Raw genomic sequence first — 19563 nt, forward strand, 5'->3', positions numbered from 1 at the left:
TTGCCTGCTTGCCCATTCTAGGCATAAAGTTTTGTAACGTCAATAAAAAACGGTGGCTCTAACCACCGTTACAAATCTTTATGTTGCCTCTATTTTGGCTAAACAATGCGATTGACAATTGTCCAAACTGCCCCATCTGAACGGACATAGGGAACTGAGATGGTTTTGAACCCGGTAATAAAGGGTTTGTAATAAACCTGCCAATATAAAGGACTGAGTTGATCAGCGCAGGCTTTGAGCAAACGGATTTCTGCTGCCAGTTCTTGGGCTATTTCATTGATTCGTTCCGCATGGACTTGAGCCACTTCTTTGGCTGCTTCTAATTGTTGCTCTTGGTTAATTTGTTGCTGTCTCCTTGGCAACCGCGCTAATTCAGCTTTTTTGTGTTGTAGTTGTGTGTCTAAAGCGGCGATCGCATCTTCTATGCCTTTGATTTCCGCAAATAGTTGGGCATTTTCCCTAGCTTGGCGACGATAAGCTTCCACAATGGCGAAAGGCGAATCATCCTCATGAGTCATTACATCATTATTAATAGTGAGTGCAGCACGTTCTTGCTCAAGCACCTGAATTTGCGACTGGAGTGCTGTCATCTCCGACTGAATTTGCTTTAAAGGCAAGCTGGGATTAAGTTCTTTCATATTGAATTTTGAATTGTTAAGTTGCGCCATGAGTATCGAGAGCAAGCGATCGCACTACAGCCTTAATTCCTGCTTCTTGCCAAGCTGTGGACATTGCCGCCGCAACAGCTGCCGCATGAGATACATCCGCTAAAGCCAACAGTGTCGGCCCCGCGCCACTAATCACCATACCGTAAGCACCAGCAGCCACAGCCGCAGTATTCACAGCATCGTAACCAGGAATTAAAGCTTGGCGATAGGGCTGATGTAACTTATCTTGTAAAGCTGCCCTTAACCATTCTCCCTTACCTGTTTGCAAGCCGCGCAACAATAACCCCAAATGAGCAGTATTAAAAATCGCATCTGCGCGACTATATTCTGTTGGTAAAACTCGCCGTGCTTCTGAGGTGGACAATTCAAAATCGGGAATTGCCAGCACTGGGACAATATCACCATGCCAGGGAACATCACAAATTTCCCAACCCGTAGCACCAGTGGCCGCCAGACGACATCCCCCCACCAACGCGGGTACGACATTATCAGGATGTCCTTCAATGGCGATCGCTAATTCCATCACCTGCGCCTGAGACAACGGCTCACCCGCCAATCGATTCGCCGCCACCAAACCCCCAACAATCGCCGTAGCTGAACTCCCCAAACCCCGCGCCAGTGGTACACCCAACTCAATCTCGATTTTCACCCCTGGCGGTGTCTGATCTATATATTGATATAACTTGGCAAACGCCTGATAAAGTAAATTACTCTCATCAGTTGGTACGCGTTCAGCTTCCGCGCCTGTGGCTTGAATAATTAACTCACTCGTTTCCAGGCGGGTGAACTGGAATTGATTATATATAGTCAAGGCTGCACCGATGCAGTCAAAACCAGGCCCCAAGTTAGCAGTTGTGCCAGGAACCTTAACCGTGACAGAAGAAACAACAGACATTTATAAATACTCACCTAACAGTCATTAGTCAATAGTCATTAGCTTTTGAACTATGGACTACTCACATTACCAATCAACCAGCATCCCACGTAACTGCTCAATTAGTCATTAGTTAATAGTCAATGCCAGAAAAATGGAACCGTACTGATTATTTGAGAGAAGAGTAATTGTCTGATTTTCAACAAGCTTATATTAGTAAATAAACCCAATTCATCATGAAACGATGTTATTATATTTACATATAAAAAAATAATATATTAAAACTATAACAATGGAATATCTACAACGTTGGGAGCAATATGCGCCTGAAGCATACAATGCTATACGTCGTAATACTGATGATGTATCAGAAATTGCACTTCATACGGGTTGGGCAGAGTTTCGCATTAGACGAATAAAAAATCATGTATTTTATCGCCAACATCAATTAGATGATAGATTTGATTACTTTGATCCTGATCCAGATATAGCTGATGCGTGGTTTAGATTACAACAAGGTAATTATCTGGCTGAAGATTTACGCTTACTGGAACATGAATACTTTGAGTCAAGGTTTGAGGTGATTTTTAATACCGACTACAGAACGGCTCATCATGCAACTATACGCTCTGGTCGTTTATGGAGTCCACCAGAAGGATAATAGAAATTAACTTAAATGAGTTACAAATAGAGTAAACAATATGTATAGACAACATTATGAGCTATGGCTTTTTACGTATTGATTTTAAAAGAACAAGAGGATGAACGCGGGGTTACTTACCTCTTCGGTCCCCATGAAGATGATCTTGGGGCGCTGTGGCTAGACAAATCTAATGGAGAGGTTAAGGAACTTCAAGAAACATCAACTCAAAATTCACAAGCACTTTTCCAAAGAGCGGCTGTAAAGGTTAGACAATACTGGAAAAAAGGAGCATTTCCAGAGAAGACTTGTTGGGCATCTTGAGAATAATATAATACTGACAGCCTATCTAGTACTAGCTTGTGGAATCTAACCAATGGCTCGTTTTCCATGACTTGCTGTAGGGATCGCTTCCATAATCATACCTAACATACCAACTATCGACATTGTAAAGAGCGATCGCTGGGAATAACAACAAAACTATTATCATCACAATTACGCTGGACTCTTACCATCGTAATTTTCCCATTGCGGCGATCGCTTCCCTCAAATTGAATTACTCCTGTTGCACCTGTAACGGAAAATTGAGGTTGGCTGAGTGTTTTTTTAATGCCGAGGCGAGTAGGGTTTTGGGTGATGGCTTGACTCAAAACTAACATTGCATCATAGCTGGTTGCTGTTCGCCAAGTAATGTTAGTGTTGCGGAGGAGAGAGGATAGATCAATTTTCCAGAGGTTTTGGACTTCCTTAACGAAGGTTGAATTCATCTCGTTAAGGGGATGCCAAAAGACCGCCCAAGCTGTGTATTGGATTTCGGGTGAGGAAAAAACTTTCTCTGATTTGAAGGAGTCAGAACTGTAGAGGCTGTCACCTGCAACAATCCAAACTTGATTGATATTCGACTGAATCACTCGTAAAGCATTGGGAATTGCATTATACAACCCTACTCCGGCATCAGGAATCAGGACAATTGCCTTTGCACCTTGGGTTTGAGCTTGATTTAACGCTGTTATGGCATTAAAGCGATCGCTGGCTAAATTAAAAGCCGCTTGATGATCAATGACCTTCAGAGGAAGTGATTTTGTGCTTTCTCGAACAGCCTGGGAGAGAGATTCAGCATATTCACTACCTTGACTATAAAAGATAGCTACTTGATTCTGTTTTAATTCGGACAACAAGTAAGTTACCATTTTTTGGGCTGCGATGCGATCGCTGGGGACAGTACGAAAGAAAAAAGGGTCTTTGAGATTTTGAGAAGTGCTAGTGGCAGAAATTAACACTACTCCGGCTTGGCGATAAATTGGTAAGGCATTTTTGGTGGCTTCGCTGCTATAGTGACCCAAAACAGCCAGTAAATCACGATATTTGACTAACTGCTGGGCAATTTTACGGGCATTATTGCCAGTTCTGCTATCTTCCCGATTACTATCGTCAGCAATGATAATGCGTAAAGCTCGACCTTGTTTTAGTGCCTCAGTTTGAGCTTGCGCTACACCTCTGAGTATTTCCCAACCTATATCAGTGCGTCGTTCTAGGGGGACTGCAACGGCGATAGTATGAATCTGATTTACGGGAAATTGCTGGTGAATTTTGCTGTTATTAAGGTAAATTAAGGTTTCTGGGTCTGATTCTTGCTGAAAAGCAGTTTCCAGAAATTTTACAGCTGCATCAAAATTTTGATGGCGATACTCTTCCATTCCTAATTGCTTTGCTGGTGGAGGCTGACTACTACCCCAAAAGCTACTAGGAGTGAGGCTTTCTTCTCCACAACTCAGATAATCATTGAGTATATTGTCACAAGTCCGAGGTAATGTAATTTCCTGATATAAGGATTTCCCCGCGAACAGCAACAACACACCACAAGTAGCAACCAACAATAATTTTGGCCATTGGTGTGAATGCTGCTCAATATTTTCAATCTTTTCGAGAATTGCTTGCGCTGTTGGCGGACGGTGGTGGGGATGAGAATCTGTCATCGCCTGAAGCAAAGAGATGAATTTTTTGGGAGTTTTTGGGTCTTGAATATATTTAGACCAATTGAGTAAATCTTGAGTGCGATCGCCTGTTGGGTCAATACCTGTGAGTAAATAGATCACAGTCCGACCCAGTGCATAAAAATCTGACTGCACAACGGCATGACCATCACGTTGTTCGGGTGCAGTATAACCAAGGGAATTAATTATAGTGACAGGCTCACGGTTGATTATGGTTTGTGTCACTTTACGTGCCGCACCAAAATCAATTAATACCAGTTTCCCATCAGGACAAACCATAATATTCCCTGGCTTGATATCCCGATGGAAAAACTTTTCCTCGTGTACGAATTGGAGAATCTGCGTTAGTTGTTTGAGCCAATCTAATGCTGTTTTATAGGATGTCACATATTGATGGTGAGATAACCAAGTCTGTAAATCTTCACCAGGAATTTTCTCCATCACAAAGCACCATAATTGACGACCTGTGTTTAAAACCAGGGGAAATAGTGCTTCACTAATAGGTAAACCAGGATGCCGCAAAGTCTGCAATATCGATGCTTCTTGCTGAAAAAGTCGTTCTAGTTGCGGCGTTACCTCTTTCAGCGACTTGAGAACTTTAGGTTGATCTCGGTTAACTAAATCTTCAATTTCAAATACTTCTGTATAGCTACGTCTATCAGTTTGCAACAGATGCCTGAGTCGGTAGCGATTTTGAAGTATGAGTGGCGTTCCACAGTTTTGACATACTGCACTAGTATCAGAATTTTCTCGCTGCGAACAATCGGGATTGATGCAGTACGCCATAAAGTAAAGACAAAAAGCCAACAAACAATATACGTATTCTAAAACCACAACCTGTTAAAAAAGCCTTTTCCATTACTTTAGGACTTATGCACGCAGATTTTCTATTGAGACTGGGTGTGAGGGTGTCAGGGTTTCAAACATTTATACCCCTATACCCCCACACCCTTATACCCCTAATTTGTCAAGCTCAATTTTATATCAGTTACGCGGTGAGCCAAAACTTGACTAGTATACAGCAATTAATTCAACGATATTACTAACATACACAAGCACGATCGAGAAAACCATGAAGCGTTTACTCTCAACTACTGCTGCTACTGTTACGTTAGTGTTTTCGTTGTCCACCCAAGCGATGTCTGCGGTGGCACAGAGGCATCCTCAGACTCCAATTTTCCCTATTACAGCCTCAAATAGACAATCATCATTACAGTTCAAAATTAATTCTAACAATCCTGAAGCCCATGCTCAGATGCGATCGGGAGACGAAAAAGGGGCGATCGCTTCCATTCGTTTTACTTTTTACTCTGAGGAGGAATTACACTTCAATCTAGGTATTCTCAGCTTGTTGTCGGGAGACATGAAAGGGGCAATTGAGAATTTTAACCAAGCCATACGTATGAATCCTAACTATGCTTTAGCCTACAAAAGCAGAGGTTTTGCTAAGGTGCAACTGGGAGACGAAAAAGAGGCAATTGAAGATTTACAGAGAGCTGCTGATATCTTTCAAGAACAAGAAGAAACAGCCGAATACCTAGAGGTCATCAACATAATTAAGCAGATTAATGACAAGTGAGGGTAATCCGCTATTTATCCATAAGTAATAACACTGGAAATTATGAGTGACTCCAAAGGCTTTGTGTTCTCGAAGACCTTTCCTCTTTCATTGCAGATTGCGATCGCTCTCATTCTAGCCGTAGTTGTGGGAATCCTATTTGGTGCAGGTAATCCAAATCCCAACTTCATCGACTTAATTAATCATCTCACCATTCCCTGCAATTTAATCCTCAAAGCCCTACGTGCCTTAGCCACACCGTTGATTTTACTCGCCATTCTCCACGCCTTTCTTACAGTACATATTCCGGGGCGTTCAGGACGAAAACTAGCAATATTGTTGTTGACCAATACCCTCATGGCAATTATCGTCGGACTGCTGGTAGCCAATTTGTTACAACCTGGGCGTTGGTGGTCAGTTGCATCCTTTGGCGCTGCACCTACAAATAAAACCCTAGACCCTTGGGGATTACTGCAAGATATAGTTCCGCCTTCTATATTACAGCCCCTCGTTGATAACAATGTGATTCAACTAGTGTTCGTGGCTTTGGCTTTTGGGGTAGTTTTGCGTGCCATCAAAACTGAGCAGGTTGCCCAAAAAAAGAACGATTATCAACCAATTGAGCAACTAATTGGCTTATTGTTTGAGGCTGTGATGGCAGTGTTGAAATGGGTAATTGCTTTAGTTCCCATCGCCGTATTTGGGATTGTCGCCAAAACCATTGCTTTACAAGGTTTTAAACCATTCATCTCATTAGCTGCCTTTATTGTCGCCGTATTAATTGGGCTATTTCTCCAAGGAATTTACTATACACTCCGAGTTAAATTTGGTTCTTGGGTAAGTCCCCAAAGGTTTCTCCGTGGTGGTAGCGATGCACTGTTAACAGCTTTTTCTACCGCTTCATCCACAGCCGCCATGCCTGTGACCTTCCAAGCTTTGATGCAGAAAATCGGCGTGCGGGAATCTTCCGCATCTTTGGGGGCTTTGATAGGTAGCAATTTCAACAATGATGGGACGGCCTTGTATGAAGCCATGTCTGCTTTATTTGTTGGTCAGTTGTTGGGACTGCATTTAAATCTACCCCAACAATTGATGGTAGTGTTCACCTCAATCATCGCTTCTGTGGGCGCGGCGGGGATTCCTGAAGCTGGACTGGTGACAATGACTCTGGTATTTACGGCGGTAGGATTGCCGACTCAATATATTGCCATCTTGATTACGGTGGATTGGTTTCTCGATCGCTGTCGGACTGCAATCAATGTCATGGGAGATATGACTATTAGTTGTTTGCTAGATGGTAAAACACAACACGTTAAACAGGTAGATGTTGTCTATTTGGAGGGCGATTTATCTCACGCAGAGGTGCAAAGCGAATGAGCGCTAGGAATTAATCAATTCAAAATTAACTAATAGTAATCAATGATTCAAACTATGTGGACTAAAAGCATCCAAAGATTGTGTCTATTTTGCGTCGCTCTCTTTTGTAGTCTTGGGCTTTCTCTCAATCATGTCCAAGCTCAGTCAGTGCCTTTCTATTGGGAATTTATCAATGTTGATATTGCTGTACAAACTAACGGTGATATGTTAGTTACCGAAACTCAGAAATATACATTTACCGGAGACTATGAAAATCGGCGTTATCGTTACATTCCTCTAGATAAAATAAACAAGATTACCGAAGTTTCAGTATCAGAAAATGGTCAATCATTACCCAGCGAAACAGGTACAGAAAATAACCAACTTTGGATTCGTTGGGAACATCAACTTAACGCGCCTGAAAGCCATACTTTCGTCTTGAAATATCGTGTTGTGGGTGGACTGCACGTTGATGATGATAATGCTCAGGTATATTGGAAAGCCATCTTCGCTGACCGTAAAGCCCCTATTAACAAAGCACGAGTAACAGTAGAACTATCTGAAAAATTCTCTTCCGGCATTAAAAACTTCGAGAGTTTGGGCGTTCCTGTAAACGTTCGTAAAATCAACTCTAAAACTATTGACTTTGTTAGTCAAAAAGTTATAGAACCAGGGCAAGAACTAGAAGTTAAGGTGACATTTAATCGTATCGGAACTGATATCAAAATTCCTCAATGGCAATCATTCAGTGACTTTAGTTTTACATCACCATCTCCATTTGAACAAGCTTTATTGATTTTTTTTGGATTTTACATATTTGTCTTTTGGATTAGATCATTCTCCAAAAATAATAGAAGTTATAGTAGCAAGAGTAGTAGCAAAAGTAGTGGCAGAAGTAGGGATAGGAGTAGTAGTTATAGTGACAGTGGGAGTAGCTACTTTGGTAGTAGTGATGGTGGCGGCGGTGATGGTGGTGGCGGTGATGGTGGCGGCGGGGGTTAAAATAAACGCTGCACGCACTTGAGAATGACTGGCTGTAAATAAAAGCGTTCTAGTTCACTATCTTTCATCGTTTCTATCAACCCCCTCCGCTTTAAGGATAAGAGCGCTGCTAAAATATCCCCATTGGCAGCATCACTAGCTAATTGCAATAGGATCTCTTGGCGAGTCAATCCTTGCACCTTTGTCGCCAAAGACTTGATCAGGATTTGTTCTAAACTAGAAATCTGCTTCAGCCATTGCGTTACTAGGGGGGCAAATTCTCCAGCCACTAGAGTTCCAGAGGCTAAAAACTCTCCCACATCTCCAGCAAATAATTCATGAATGAAATTAGCCGCCATATTCAGAAACAAGGGATTACCACCATATTGATTGACTAGCGTAATCCACTGTTGAGCATCAAAAGTCAGTTGATGATGCTGCAACAGTTCAATTGCACCTTCCATCAGTCCACCAAGGGGGAAAATAACTGTGCCTCCAGCACTTAAAATATTTAACCCTTCTGGTTGTTCTCGGCTAGTGATAATCACACAACTATTATGAGTAGTCTGTACTACAGTGCGGAGAAAGTCGGCGTATGGTTCATATTCTGGGCGATACTGTCCCCCTCGTTTACCCCCTAAAATGCTATCCCAACCATCAAAAACCATTAGGGTATGCGGTACCAAAGTTGGTATTTTATCCTTAGCGGGTGGGTTGTGGTGAAACGAAAACCATAGAGTTTGAGAAAAATGAGATGACCTGCTTTCTACTAACTTTGTGGCTAAAGCCGTTTTCCCCATACCCCCAATCCCTGTAATAGCAATTAGGCGTGTTCCTTGTTCAATTGCTTGGCTGAGTGTTGTCAGTTCATAACGTCGTCCAAAAAATAAGGGAATATTGGGGATTTGGGTTGTCCCAGCCATGAATGAGTTGAGGGGACGTTCCACTAAGTCTTGCCAATTCAATCCCAAAACCTGACAAAAGGCTTTAAATACAGACGCATCGATCGCATCACCTTTGAGGAAGCGTTTCCAGGTGGCTAAAGATACCCCGGCTGCAAAAACCTCCGCATTTTCCCAGTTACGCCCAGGCTCAAGAATTTGGCTTGCTTGTTCTAACCAACATGGATTATCAATTGTCCAACCTTTTTCGCTTCGAGCTTGTTTGATGATTTGCAATCCAGTCAGCGAGAGTTTGAGGCTAGGCATCGGATATGAGTGGCAAGGTGTAGCAAATTCATCCAGTCTAATTCTAGATTAGTCTGGAAAACTATGGGAGCGATCGCAACCAATTACCGCGATGTTTAATTGATTGAGGTTGTCGCCTGGATCTTACCCAAGCGACTGATGACTAGAAGTTTTCGTAGTTAGCGATCGCATCCTTCATCTTCTGCACCACTTCATCTACAGGTATAGCCCCTAACTCCCCAGAAGCGCGGGTACGGATACTTAAGGAGTTGGTTTCTACTTCCTTGGCTCCTACTACGGCCATCACTGGTATTTTATCTTTCTCTGCATTGCGGATGAGTTTACCTAAGCGATCGCCACTGGTGTCAACTTCGGCACGAATACCGAGCGATCGCAATTTTGCTACTACATCTTTGGTAAAGTCTAGCTGGGCTTCTCCTACAGGTAGCAATCTAGCTTGCACCGGTGCTAACCATAAGGGGAAATCCCCCGCATACTCTTCAATTAAAATCCCAATCAACCGTTCTAAGGAACCGAAAGGCGCACGGTGAATCATTACAGGACGTTTGCGAGTTCCATCTTCCGCGACGTATTCCAAATCAAACCGTTCTGGTAAGTTGTAATCTACCTGTACAGTTCCTAATTGCCATTCCCGTTCTAAAGCATCACTGAAAATAAAGTCTAATTTCGGCCCATAAAATGCTGCTTCCCCAATTCCTTCAAAGTGTTCCATCCCCAACTGTTCCACCGCACGACGGATTGCACCTTCGGCTTTGTTCCAAACTTCATCAGAACCGATGTACTTATCGCTAGCTGGGTCACGGAAACTGAGTCTAGCTTTAAAGTTTTTCAATTGCAGACTTTTGAACACTGACAAAATCAAATCCACTACATTCAGGAATTCGTTGTCTAACTGTTCTGGGGTCACGAATAAGTGAGAATCATCAACAGTAAAACCGCGCACTCTCGTTAAACCGCCTAATTCCCCTGACTGTTCGTAACGGTAAACAGTCCCAAACTCAGCCAAGCGCATTGGTAGTTCCCGATAAGAACGTAACTCACTCTTATATATTTGGATATGGAAGGGGCAATTCATTGGCTTGAGGACAAAGCCTTGCTCAATTGCTGCGGCTGCTTCATCCTCAGCCATCAGGGGAAACATATCTTCCTTATATTTTTGCCAGTGTCCTGAAGTCTTAAATAAATCTACTCTGGCAATGTGGGGGGTAACTACAGGTAAATAACCACGCTTGAGCTGTTCCTGTTGGAGAAATTGTTCTAAGGTGCTGCGTAGCAAGGTACCTTTAGGAGTCCACAAAGGTAAACCAGGCCCTACTTGCTCAGAAAAGATAAATAATCCTAGCTCTTTACCCAGTTTACGGTGGTCACGGCGTAAGGCTTCTTCTTTGCGACGCTTATACTCTGCCAATTGTTCTGGGGTTTCCCAAGCCGTAGCATAGATTCGTTGCAATTGGGCTTTGGTTTCATCACCCCGCCAATAAGCACCAGCCACACTTTCTAATTCAATGGCTTTGGGATTTAAATCTTTGGTATTTTCCACGTGAGGCCCGGCGCACAAATCCCACCATTCATTTCCCAAGTGGTAAATTGTGATCGGTTCTGATTTAATATCTGCCAGGATTTCTAATTTATAAGGTTCCTTGATTTCCTGAATGCGCCGTTCCGCTTCTTCCCGGCTCACTTCTTCCCGCACCACTGGCAGTTTACGATTAATAATCTTCACCATCTCTTTTTGGATGGCTTTGAGATCCTTATCAGTAAATGGCTCTGGACTATCAAAGTCGTAATAAAACCCATTCTCAATCCAGGGGCCAATTGTCACTTGCGCCTTAGGGAACAGCTTCTGTACTGCCATTGCCATTACATGGGAAGCCGTATGGCGAATCTTTTTCAATGTCTCTGATTCGCTGGTACGCGGTAAATAGATTTTTTCTGGTTGTTCTGGCTGGTTGTTGGGGTCTTGATTAGGCGACATTAGCTGCTGAACCATTAGCGAAGTGACTGCAAGAGTAACTGATCAATTGAAGTTTTCAAAATCTACCCAAATATAACATGAGCTTATGTTCCTGCTGTGTAAGCTTTCCCTCGTCATCAAGGTACTTTTGCATCAGAGGAATATGACAATGACTATCTTTAAATTCTAAAGATTATCCGAGGTTTTTTCATTCAGCATAATCAAAACAGTTAACAGTCAACCATCAACAGTCACCAAGCTACTGAGTATAATTTTTTATTTATATCTACTAATAAGCATGAGATATTTCTTGAGAGATAGCGTATAGTAATGTTAAGAAACGTAAATAGAGTTAATATTGATAAAGAAATTAGAAGTATCCCTCTCATTTATGTCAGACTCGAACTTATCGGGAACTGATCCGCTAAAGACGGTACTAGAACCGTTGTTAGACGATTTCCAGTATTGGTTTACGCGATCGCGTAACTTTTTGGAAACAGAACGGCTCTCATTTATGGATGAACAAGCGCAATTAGACTTACTGTTGCGAGTTAAGCAAGCCCAAGAGGAACTCAACACAGCAAAAATGCTGTTTAACGCGACTGAAGGACAAGTCGGGATTGATATGGCAACGATGACACCTTGGCATCAATTAGTAACTGAATGTTGGAATGTGGCAGCACGCTTTCGTTCTCAGCAGCCAACCTAATCGATGGCAAAAATCACATAGCTTGCAGTAGTGCGACTAAATCCTTAACATTATTTTAATTAAAAAATAATGTATCTTCTGTTACCATTATTCTAATAATGTTGACAAATTTTCATACATAGACATAAATGCACTTCAATTGTGTCAAGTATTTATTCTCGCCGATGGTAATAAAAAGGCGAAAAAAAGAGTTTAAAGTATAGATTTTTAAAAATTACTGTCCCTGGAGGAAAATCCGATGTTACACCTACTTTACATTCTAGCTTTTACAATTCTTGCTGTTATAGCGGTTGCAAATTTAATTCGCAACTTAATCATGTTTAGTTTTGATCGTGATGGATCACGCGGGAATTACTCAACCAGAAACTCACAAGTGGTAAATCAGGGAGGCTACGGTTATTTATCTTCTAGCGGAAGGGTAGCCCCACACCCAGAGTTATTGGATAGTGCAGGTAAATTTATCAAAGAACCTCTGTTGGTAATGCGTTCAATTAATGTGGAAGATGCACGTCAACAATTAGATGCACTTTATGAATCTTCCCCAGGACATAAAAGCGAAAACTCAGAGGAAGCATAAATAACTAAAGATGTAGCGTCGAATTTAACATTTTTTCGGTAAAAAAAGGTTGTTAAAAATCTTATCCTGAACTTGTTCTAGTAACGGTTCAGGTTTTTTGTTGAGACTGGGTTTAGGGGTGTAAGGGGTTTAGAGGTTTTAAATATAGTCTCTAATAGATAAGGTGATACGCACCTAAATCAAATATTCTTGCGTCAGTGCTGTCCATAGTCAAGAGTCCAGAGTCAAAGGCTAGCTTGGACTTTGGACTTTTGACAACCTGAGTGCGAAATATACAATTTAAATGCGTAACACCTTATTTACTCATTACTTTAGTGAATACTACAATAACTAAAGAACTAAAAATAAATGTAATTTTTATGCAATCTATTTTTTGGACTTTAGAAGAAGTTGCTCGTCGAGCTAAACAGTTTTATGAACGAGATATTCGTCGAAATGTCGAATATGGTGAGAATATCGGCAAGATGATTGTGATTGATGCGGAAACTGGTGAATATGGGATTGATGCAACTGGTGTGGAGACAGCATTAAAGTTAAAACAGAAAAACCCTAATGCTAGATTGTTTACTATGCGGATTGGTTATGATGTGGCTGTAAGTTTTGGTGGTACAGTGGAGCGTACTACTGAATGATTTATGGAAAAGTAAGGGATGGTAGAGTCATAGTTCCAGTGGTTTTTCGTTTAGCTTCGCAACCAGATTTCTTTTTGGATTTTATCATTGATACTGGGTTTAATGACCATCTGACTTTACCGCCACAAGCAGTCAGTACAATGAATCTTCCCCTATATTCAAGTACCGAAGCCAGGTTAGCTGATGGTAGTAAAGCCTTATTATCTATACATTTAGCAACAATTGTATGGGATGGTATAGAAAGATTAGTTCCTGTTTTAGCTGCTGGTTATGAACCATTGCTGGGAACTTCTCTGATGGCAGGATATCATTTAGAAATAGATTTTCAAGATAATGGTTTAGTTTCCCTAGAACAACTGTAAAGTTAGCCCGCATTTCTCACAAGTGGCAGGTATGCTCGAAAATTCACGAGTATTTCGCTCAAGCCACCCCTACAGACTTTGGAATTAGGTTGCAAGAATATTTTGAGAAATCCAGGTATATTAAAAACTACTAATAAGCAATACAGTTTTCTGCAATTTTAATTGCATACTTGGATATTTCACCTATTTAGGATGCACTTTACACTGCCATCATCATATTTGTGATGAATAAGGACAGTAATATGGCTCCTACTATTTTAACAGTCAACACTACAGCCGATCAAAATGATGGCAGTGCTGCTAATGGTTTATCTCTGCGGGATGCAATTTTAATTGCTAATGCTAATCCGACTACTGAGTATGAAATCCAGTTAACTGGCGGTGTAACTTACAATCTTACATCAAACGGGATTAATGAAGATAATGCCCTGACAGGAGATTTAGACATTAAAAGCCGCAGTAATGTACTTTATATCGTGTCTGTTGGTGAGCAGAAAGCGACTATTAATGCCTCTGGTTTATTAAATAGCGATCGCGTTTTTCATGTCCTCAATGGAGGTGCTTTAAGCTTGCAGAATGTGGTGGTTACGGGGGGCAAGATATCTAATGATGGTGGAGGTATTAGAGTTGATTCTAATGGCTACCTAGATTTGTACAACACTACCGTCAGTGGCAATAGTGCAGAGGGTGGGAACTGGGGTGGTGGCATTTATAACAACAATGGTACAGTCTACTTACGAAATGGTTCTACTATCAGTAACAATCAAGCCCTCAACGGTGGCGGTATCCTTAACTCTGGTACTCTGATTACGATGGACTCCACTATAAGTAATAACAACTCAGGTAGTGGAGGCGGAATCTACAACTTTGATACATTGACGGTGATCAACACTACAGTTAGTAATAATAGTGCAAGAGGCAGTGGTGGAGGTATTCAAGGTAACGGTAGCTTTTCCTCTATTGCTTTAGTTAACACAACAATTAGTGGAAACACAGCAGGAAGCGGTGGCGGTGGTATAGATTCTACTGGGGGCAGCGTCACAAATATACTTAACAGCACAATTACCAATAATACGGCTGGCATTTTAGGAGGAGGTGGAATTAGAGGCAGTGCCAATTTAAGGAACACAATTGTTGCCGGAAATTTTGGTAATTATGATTTCCAGGGGACAGGCAAAGATATTCAAGGAGCAGTTAACGGCAATAATTATAACCTGATTGGCTCTCTAGCTGGAGCCAGTGGAACTGTAGGCACTGGTACAGATATTGTCAACCCCAACCCCGGACTTGGCCCCTTACAAAATAACGGTGGACTCACCCTTACTAATGCTCTCCTTCCTGGTAGTCCAGCCATCAACGCAGGTAACAATAATTTAATTCCGGCTGATACACAAGACTTAGATGGTGATGGAGATACAACAGAACCCACCCCCTTCGACCAAAGAGGTTTGGCACGGCTTGTTGGTGGTACAGTAGATATCGGTGCATTTGAAGTACAATCTGCTACTCTACCAACTCTTACCATCAACAATGTCACCGTTACCGAAGGCAACACAGGGACAATCAACGCTAATTTTACCGTCACACTCTCCGTTGCCAGTACCTCTGCTGTCACAGTTAACTATGCGACAGCTAACGACACAGCTACAGCCGGAAGTGACTACACATCTACGACGGGTATCTTAACTTTCAACCCAGGGGAAACCAGCAAAAATATCACTGTTGCGGTGAGAGGCGATACTATAGCCGAACCGAGTCAGACATTTTTTCTTAACCTCAGCAATCCCCTTGGCGCTACCATTGCTGATGACCAAGGATTGGGAACTATCACCGATGATGATGCCAATCCCACAATTACCATTGCTGATGTCAACTTAAATGAAGGCAATAGCGGTACAAGTAACACCACCTTCACTGTCACTCTATCGGCTGCTAGCGAAAAAGCTATTACTGTTAACTATGGGACAGCTAACGGTACAGCTACAGCCGGCAGTGATTACACGGCTAGGACAGGTACATTAACTTTCAATCCCGGCGATACCAGTAAAACCTTCACTGTTGCCGTAACTGGTGATACAACAATTGAAGCCAACGAAACCTTTTTTGTTAATCTCAGCAACGCCACTAATGCAACAATTAGCGATAATCAGGCATTGGCAACTATAGTTAATGATGATACGGCAACTCTTCCTACTCTTTCTATCAATGACATCACTGTTGTGGAAGGGCAAACTTCCCAAGCTGTCTTAACTGTCACCCTCAGCAGTGCTTCTAATCAAGCAGTCACAGTTAACTACACTACAGCAACTGGGACTGCTACTGCCAATACGGACTATACCAGTCGCAGTGGTACTTTAACTTTTGCTGTTAATACTACGACTGCGACAATTACAATTCCGATTTTGAATGATAATCTCAACGAAGTTAACGAAACCTTCAGAGTTAACCTTTCTAGCCCTACCAATGCAACTATACAAAAAGCTGCTGGAACTGTTACTATTACCGATACTTTGCAAGCTAGTGTCACCACGACCTTAGCAGATGGGATTGAGAATTTAACCCTGATTGGCAGTAGCAATATTAACGCTACTGGTAACAGTGGTAATAATATATTGACAGGCAATAGTGGTAATAATATTCTCACTGGTGGTAGTGGGGATGATACTTACACATTTAATCCCTCTACGCCATTAGGTAGCGATCGTATTCAAGAAATCACCGCAGGTGGTGATGATACAATCAATTTTGCTAGTACAAATAATGCTGTCCGCGTAAACTTAGGTACTACCGCTACCCAGACCGTCAACAGTAACTTGAAGTTGACTTTATCTGCTAATAATGTGATTGAAAACGTTATTGGTGGTAATGGTAGCGATCGCCTCATTGGCAATAGCCTCAATAATACTCTGACTGGTGGCAATGGTAATGATATCTTAACAGGTAGAGGCGGCGTAGATACTTTGATTGGCGGGTCTGGCAATGATATCTTGACTGGTGGAACTGAGAGCGATCGCTTTTTATATAGTAGTGGACGAGCTTTTACTAGTAACGATTTTGGTGTAGATATCCTGACTGACTTTACTTCGGGAATTGATAAATTGGTGTTGAGTAAAAATACATTTAGGGCTTTAACTAGTGTTGCCGGTGATGGATTGAGTCAAGTTTCTGATTTTACGACCGTTGAGGATGATGATTTAGCTGCAACTAGTACAGCATTCCTCGTTTACAGCATTGGTAGTGGTAGCCTTTACTATAACCAAAATGGCAGCGTGGCTGGATTTGGTACTGGTGCGGAGTTGGCTAACTTAATCAATTTACCTAGTTTAACTGCTGCCGATTTGGCGATCGTTGCTTGATCAGCAATTAGACTAAGGCTGTTGACCGTCAACAGTCAACAGTCAACAGCCCTTATTAGTAGTTATGCAAAGGCGCGCATTAGCTTACATCCCCTTTTTTAAGCCTCAATTACTACCCGTAGATTGCCGCGTTTTCTGGCAACTCGACAAGCAGTAGTCCCGCCGGAACGCTCAAATTCCAGATCCAAGACTGTAGTACCGACTTGGAGATTGTGCAATGACAATCTACTAATTGACTCTGGTAAAGCAGGGTCGATAATGCGTAAGCAGTTGTTAGGCGCATCAGGTACGAGATTGACAATCATTTGAATTAATTGAAAAATGCTACCAGTAGCCCAGGCTTGGGGTGTACAAGCAACAGGATATTGTACAGGAGAGCGATCGCCGTTACGCTCATAACCACAAAATAATTCTGGGGGACGCTGGTAAGGTTGTTGGCTCGTCATATCCAACAAACCTTGGAAGATTTCTAAAGCTTGATCAATTAAACCGAGCGATCGCAATCCCATCGCAATCAAAGAATTATCATGAGGCCACACCGAACCAATGTGATAGCCCATTGGATTGTAAGCCGGTGACAAGCTACTTAAAGTGCGAATCCCCCAACCATTAAACATATCTGGGGCGCGTAAACGTTCTGCCACGCTGTAAGCTCTTTCTGGTGTGAAAATTCCTAAAAGCAAGCAATGACCAGGATTAGATGTAATACTATCTACTTGCTTACCCGCACCATCTAAAGCCAAAGCGCAGAAATCCTGGTCTTCGAGCCAAAAATCTTGGTTAAAACGCTCCTTCAAGCTTCTGGCTTCTTCTTGCCAGCGTTCAAATAAGTCTAGGCGCTTTTTCATCCTAGCGATTTCCGCCAGACGGGTTTTAGCAGCGTAAACATAAGCTTGCACTTCACTCAAGGCTATGGAACCGTTAGCTAAATCGCCCTTACGGTCTACGATACAATCACCAGAATCTTTCCATCCTTGGTTATCTAAACCGCGTTTAGATCTGCGGTGGTAAGTAAGATAACCGCTTGGCTGCATATTGCGGTCAATCCATTCCATTGCAGCTAGGGCATTAGGCCACAATTGCTCTAATGTTTCCCGGTCATGAGTCCAAGAATAGTACTCAGAATACAACATCAACCATAGGGGCGTGGCATCAACTGTACCGTAGTATGGCGTATGGGGAATTTCCTGACATCTGGCCATTTCTCCCAAACGTAACTCGTGCAGAATTTTCCCCGGTTCTTCTTCCCGCCATTCATCTTCATGTTTACCTTGATAAGCAGCTAGCAACATCAAGGTTTCTTTAGCGATTTCGGGATTAAGCATCAAGGTTTGGGAAGCTGTGATCAAGGAATCTCGCCCAAACAAAGCCGAAAACCAAGGTACACCGGCGGAAACAGTTTTGTATTTGTCAAAAGATTGACGTAACAAATACATATCCTGTTCAGCGCGTTCAATTACGAGGTTGAAGATACTTTTATCGGCGCGAATATTAGTAATTTTCTGCACCCAGTTTTGTTCTTCCATCATCTCGGATGCTTTGGCTTGTACTAAAGTTACAGCCGCACTCACCCTAGAACTGGAGTTGTTGTTGGTAAACAGATTCACTCGATAACCCAACTTTTGGGTGGAGTGAGAGGGCAACTCTAAGCGCCAAATTGCTGTGTAACCTTTGAAATCGTCTGGTTGGCGATGCTGGAATTGGATACGAGATTCCATCACTGAACCATCTAGACCTTGATAAGCTAAGGTTAAAGACTGTTCTTTGTGGGCAAAATGCTGAGTTTGTAAAGGTGTAACACTATCACCATCAGCTACTCCATCCTCAGGGATTGGTTCTACTAGGCGTAAAAGCTTACCCCGTTTGTCTCTGCCGTAACCCCGGACTTCAAATAAATCGACAAAATCGGCATCAAAGCTGATACTGAGTTCAAAAGCAACAGTCGTTGTGCTGTAGTTAGCCACCTCAATTTCTTCAAATAAAGCGCCATTAAGTACCAACTCCCGGCGAATACTCACGCTATCAGCCTTCATGCGTTCGTCAATTCTGGGATTAGTACACAGAACCGACAAAGCAAAACCTTTTTCCGCAGTACTACTGAGAAGTACAGGCGATCGCCCATCAATTTGTAACTCTAATCGGTTGAGAAATCGCGTATCACAGCAAAACAGACCCATACTGGGGTTGCCATCATTCAAAGAACAACCAGAGATATTCCCAATTGTGTCTGTAACTAAAAATAAATCATCATCCTTAACCGTCAGCGTTGGTTGTGGTCTTTCGCTGACCACACAAGGCCATTCGGGAATCGGTAATTGATCGGCGGGGATAAAAGTTTTGCCATCCAAGAAGATTTTATCCGGGTTAGTCAGAGTATCCGGTGTCATTAGCAAAAATTCCGTGTACAGGTCTAAATTTTGGCGATCGTATCAGCGTTAGTCGGGAGAATATGCTTGAGTGAGAATTAAACCAATGGACTTCTAGCCTTGGGAAAATATCAGGGGTGGTAAGTATGGGAGTTGTCAAGATGGAAAACCTATACCCCTAAATTTTTTGTCCAAAACTTTGTATTTGTGCCTTCATGGGTAAGTTCTATCCAGAAAACTCTGGCGAAGCATGGGAGCCAAATTATCTTGATCTTTACATCATGCTGGTGGGTAATCAGACCTCAAACCACATTACAAATCTTTATAA

16 protein-coding genes are annotated in these 19563 nt (G+C 42.2%); 10 read left to right on the forward strand and 6 right to left on the reverse strand.

Annotation, left to right across the window (positions count from 1 at the left end; genetic code table 11):
- Positions 1-98 precede the first annotated feature (98 nt).
- On the reverse strand, positions 99-638 hold the full coding sequence (locus H6G14_RS04610) for a hypothetical protein (RefSeq protein ID WP_041456816.1): 540 nt from the start codon (positions 636-638) through the stop codon (positions 99-101).
- 16 nt (positions 639-654) lie between these two features.
- On the reverse strand, positions 655-1563 hold the full coding sequence (gene thrB / locus H6G14_RS04615) for a homoserine kinase (RefSeq protein ID WP_190565959.1): 909 nt from the start codon (positions 1561-1563) through the stop codon (positions 655-657).
- Positions 1564-1834: 271 nt separating this feature from the next.
- Between thrB and H6G14_RS04620 the strand changes: the two genes are divergently transcribed.
- Both H6G14_RS04620 and H6G14_RS04625 read left to right on the forward strand, forming a co-directional pair.
- On the forward strand, positions 1835-2203 hold the full coding sequence (locus tag H6G14_RS04620; RefSeq protein ID WP_011319546.1) for a hypothetical protein: 369 nt from the start codon (positions 1835-1837) through the stop codon (positions 2201-2203).
- Positions 2204-2266: 63 nt separating this feature from the next.
- Positions 2267-2506 (forward strand): hypothetical protein, encoded by a 240-nt coding sequence (locus H6G14_RS04625; protein ID WP_011319545.1) that lies wholly within the window; start codon positions 2267-2269, stop codon positions 2504-2506.
- Between the two features lie 113 nt (positions 2507-2619).
- On the opposite strand, the gene H6G14_RS04630 is transcribed toward H6G14_RS04625, so the two are convergent.
- Positions 2620-4962 (reverse strand): bifunctional serine/threonine-protein kinase/ABC transporter substrate-binding protein, encoded by a 2343-nt coding sequence (locus tag H6G14_RS04630; RefSeq protein WP_190565960.1) that lies wholly within the window; start codon positions 4960-4962, stop codon positions 2620-2622.
- A gap of 286 nt (positions 4963-5248) precedes the next feature.
- Here H6G14_RS04630 and H6G14_RS04635 point away from each other — a divergent pair, with 286 nt between their 5' ends.
- Genes H6G14_RS04635 through H6G14_RS04645 form a run of 3 tightly spaced genes read left to right on the forward strand, consistent with a single transcriptional unit; the run spans position 5249 to position 8092 of the window.
- Positions 5249-5755, forward strand: a complete 507-nt coding sequence (locus H6G14_RS04635) for a tetratricopeptide repeat protein (RefSeq protein ID WP_190565961.1) — start codon at positions 5249-5251, stop codon at positions 5753-5755.
- Between the two features lie 42 nt (positions 5756-5797).
- Positions 5798-7111: a dicarboxylate/amino acid:cation symporter gene (locus H6G14_RS04640; protein WP_190565962.1), complete on the forward strand. Its 1314-nt coding sequence runs from the start codon at positions 5798-5800 to the stop codon at positions 7109-7111.
- 42 nt (positions 7112-7153) lie between these two features.
- Positions 7154-8092 carry a DUF2207 domain-containing protein gene (locus H6G14_RS04645; RefSeq protein WP_190565963.1) on the forward strand — a complete coding sequence of 313 codons (939 nt, stop codon included), beginning with the start codon at positions 7154-7156 and terminating at the stop codon, positions 8090-8092.
- Here H6G14_RS04645 and H6G14_RS04650 read toward each other — a convergent pair.
- Positions 8089-9279 (reverse strand): ATP-binding protein, encoded by a 1191-nt coding sequence (locus tag H6G14_RS04650; RefSeq protein ID WP_190565964.1) that lies wholly within the window; start codon positions 9277-9279, stop codon positions 8089-8091. The genes H6G14_RS04645 and H6G14_RS04650 overlap by 4 nt on opposite strands.
- A 142-nt stretch (positions 9280-9421) precedes the next feature.
- Positions 9422-11269, reverse strand: coding sequence for a threonine--tRNA ligase (gene thrS / locus H6G14_RS04655; RefSeq protein ID WP_010994511.1), 1848 nt, complete (start codon positions 11267-11269; stop codon positions 9422-9424).
- 355 nt (positions 11270-11624) lie between these two features.
- Here thrS and H6G14_RS04660 point away from each other — a divergent pair, with 355 nt between their 5' ends.
- The 5 genes from H6G14_RS04660 (at position 11625) to H6G14_RS04680 (ending at position 16869) form a co-directional block, all read left to right on the forward strand.
- The gene (locus tag H6G14_RS04660; RefSeq protein WP_190565965.1) at positions 11625-11942 is read left to right on the forward strand and encodes a DUF2605 domain-containing protein; all 318 of its coding nucleotides are present in this window, start codon (positions 11625-11627) and stop codon (positions 11940-11942) included.
- A gap of 238 nt (positions 11943-12180) precedes the next feature.
- Positions 12181-12519, forward strand: coding sequence for a DUF2973 domain-containing protein (locus tag H6G14_RS04665; RefSeq protein ID WP_190565966.1), 339 nt, complete (start codon positions 12181-12183; stop codon positions 12517-12519).
- A 359-nt stretch (positions 12520-12878) separates the two neighbouring features.
- Complete coding sequence (locus H6G14_RS04670) at positions 12879-13151, forward strand: hypothetical protein (protein ID WP_190565967.1); 273 nt, start codon at positions 12879-12881, stop codon at positions 13149-13151.
- The gene (locus tag H6G14_RS04675; RefSeq protein WP_190565968.1) at positions 13148-13513 is read left to right on the forward strand and encodes a clan AA aspartic protease; all 366 of its coding nucleotides are present in this window, start codon (positions 13148-13150) and stop codon (positions 13511-13513) included. Before H6G14_RS04670 ends, H6G14_RS04675 begins: the two co-directional genes overlap by 4 nt.
- 242 nt (positions 13514-13755) lie before the next feature.
- The gene (locus H6G14_RS04680) at positions 13756-16869 is read left to right on the forward strand and encodes a beta strand repeat-containing protein (protein WP_199326055.1); all 3114 of its coding nucleotides are present in this window, start codon (positions 13756-13758) and stop codon (positions 16867-16869) included.
- A gap of 98 nt (positions 16870-16967) precedes the next feature.
- Here the strand turns inward: H6G14_RS04680 and H6G14_RS04685 are convergent, their stop codons facing one another.
- The gene (locus tag H6G14_RS04685) at positions 16968-19256 is read right to left on the reverse strand and encodes an amylo-alpha-1,6-glucosidase (protein WP_190565969.1); all 2289 of its coding nucleotides are present in this window, start codon (positions 19254-19256) and stop codon (positions 16968-16970) included.
- Between the last annotated feature and the right edge of the window lie 307 nt (positions 19257-19563).

The sequence above is a fragment of the Nostoc parmelioides FACHB-3921 genome, assembly GCF_014696625.1.
Lineage (GTDB): Bacteria > Cyanobacteriota > Cyanobacteriia > Cyanobacteriales > Nostocaceae > Trichormus > Trichormus parmelioides.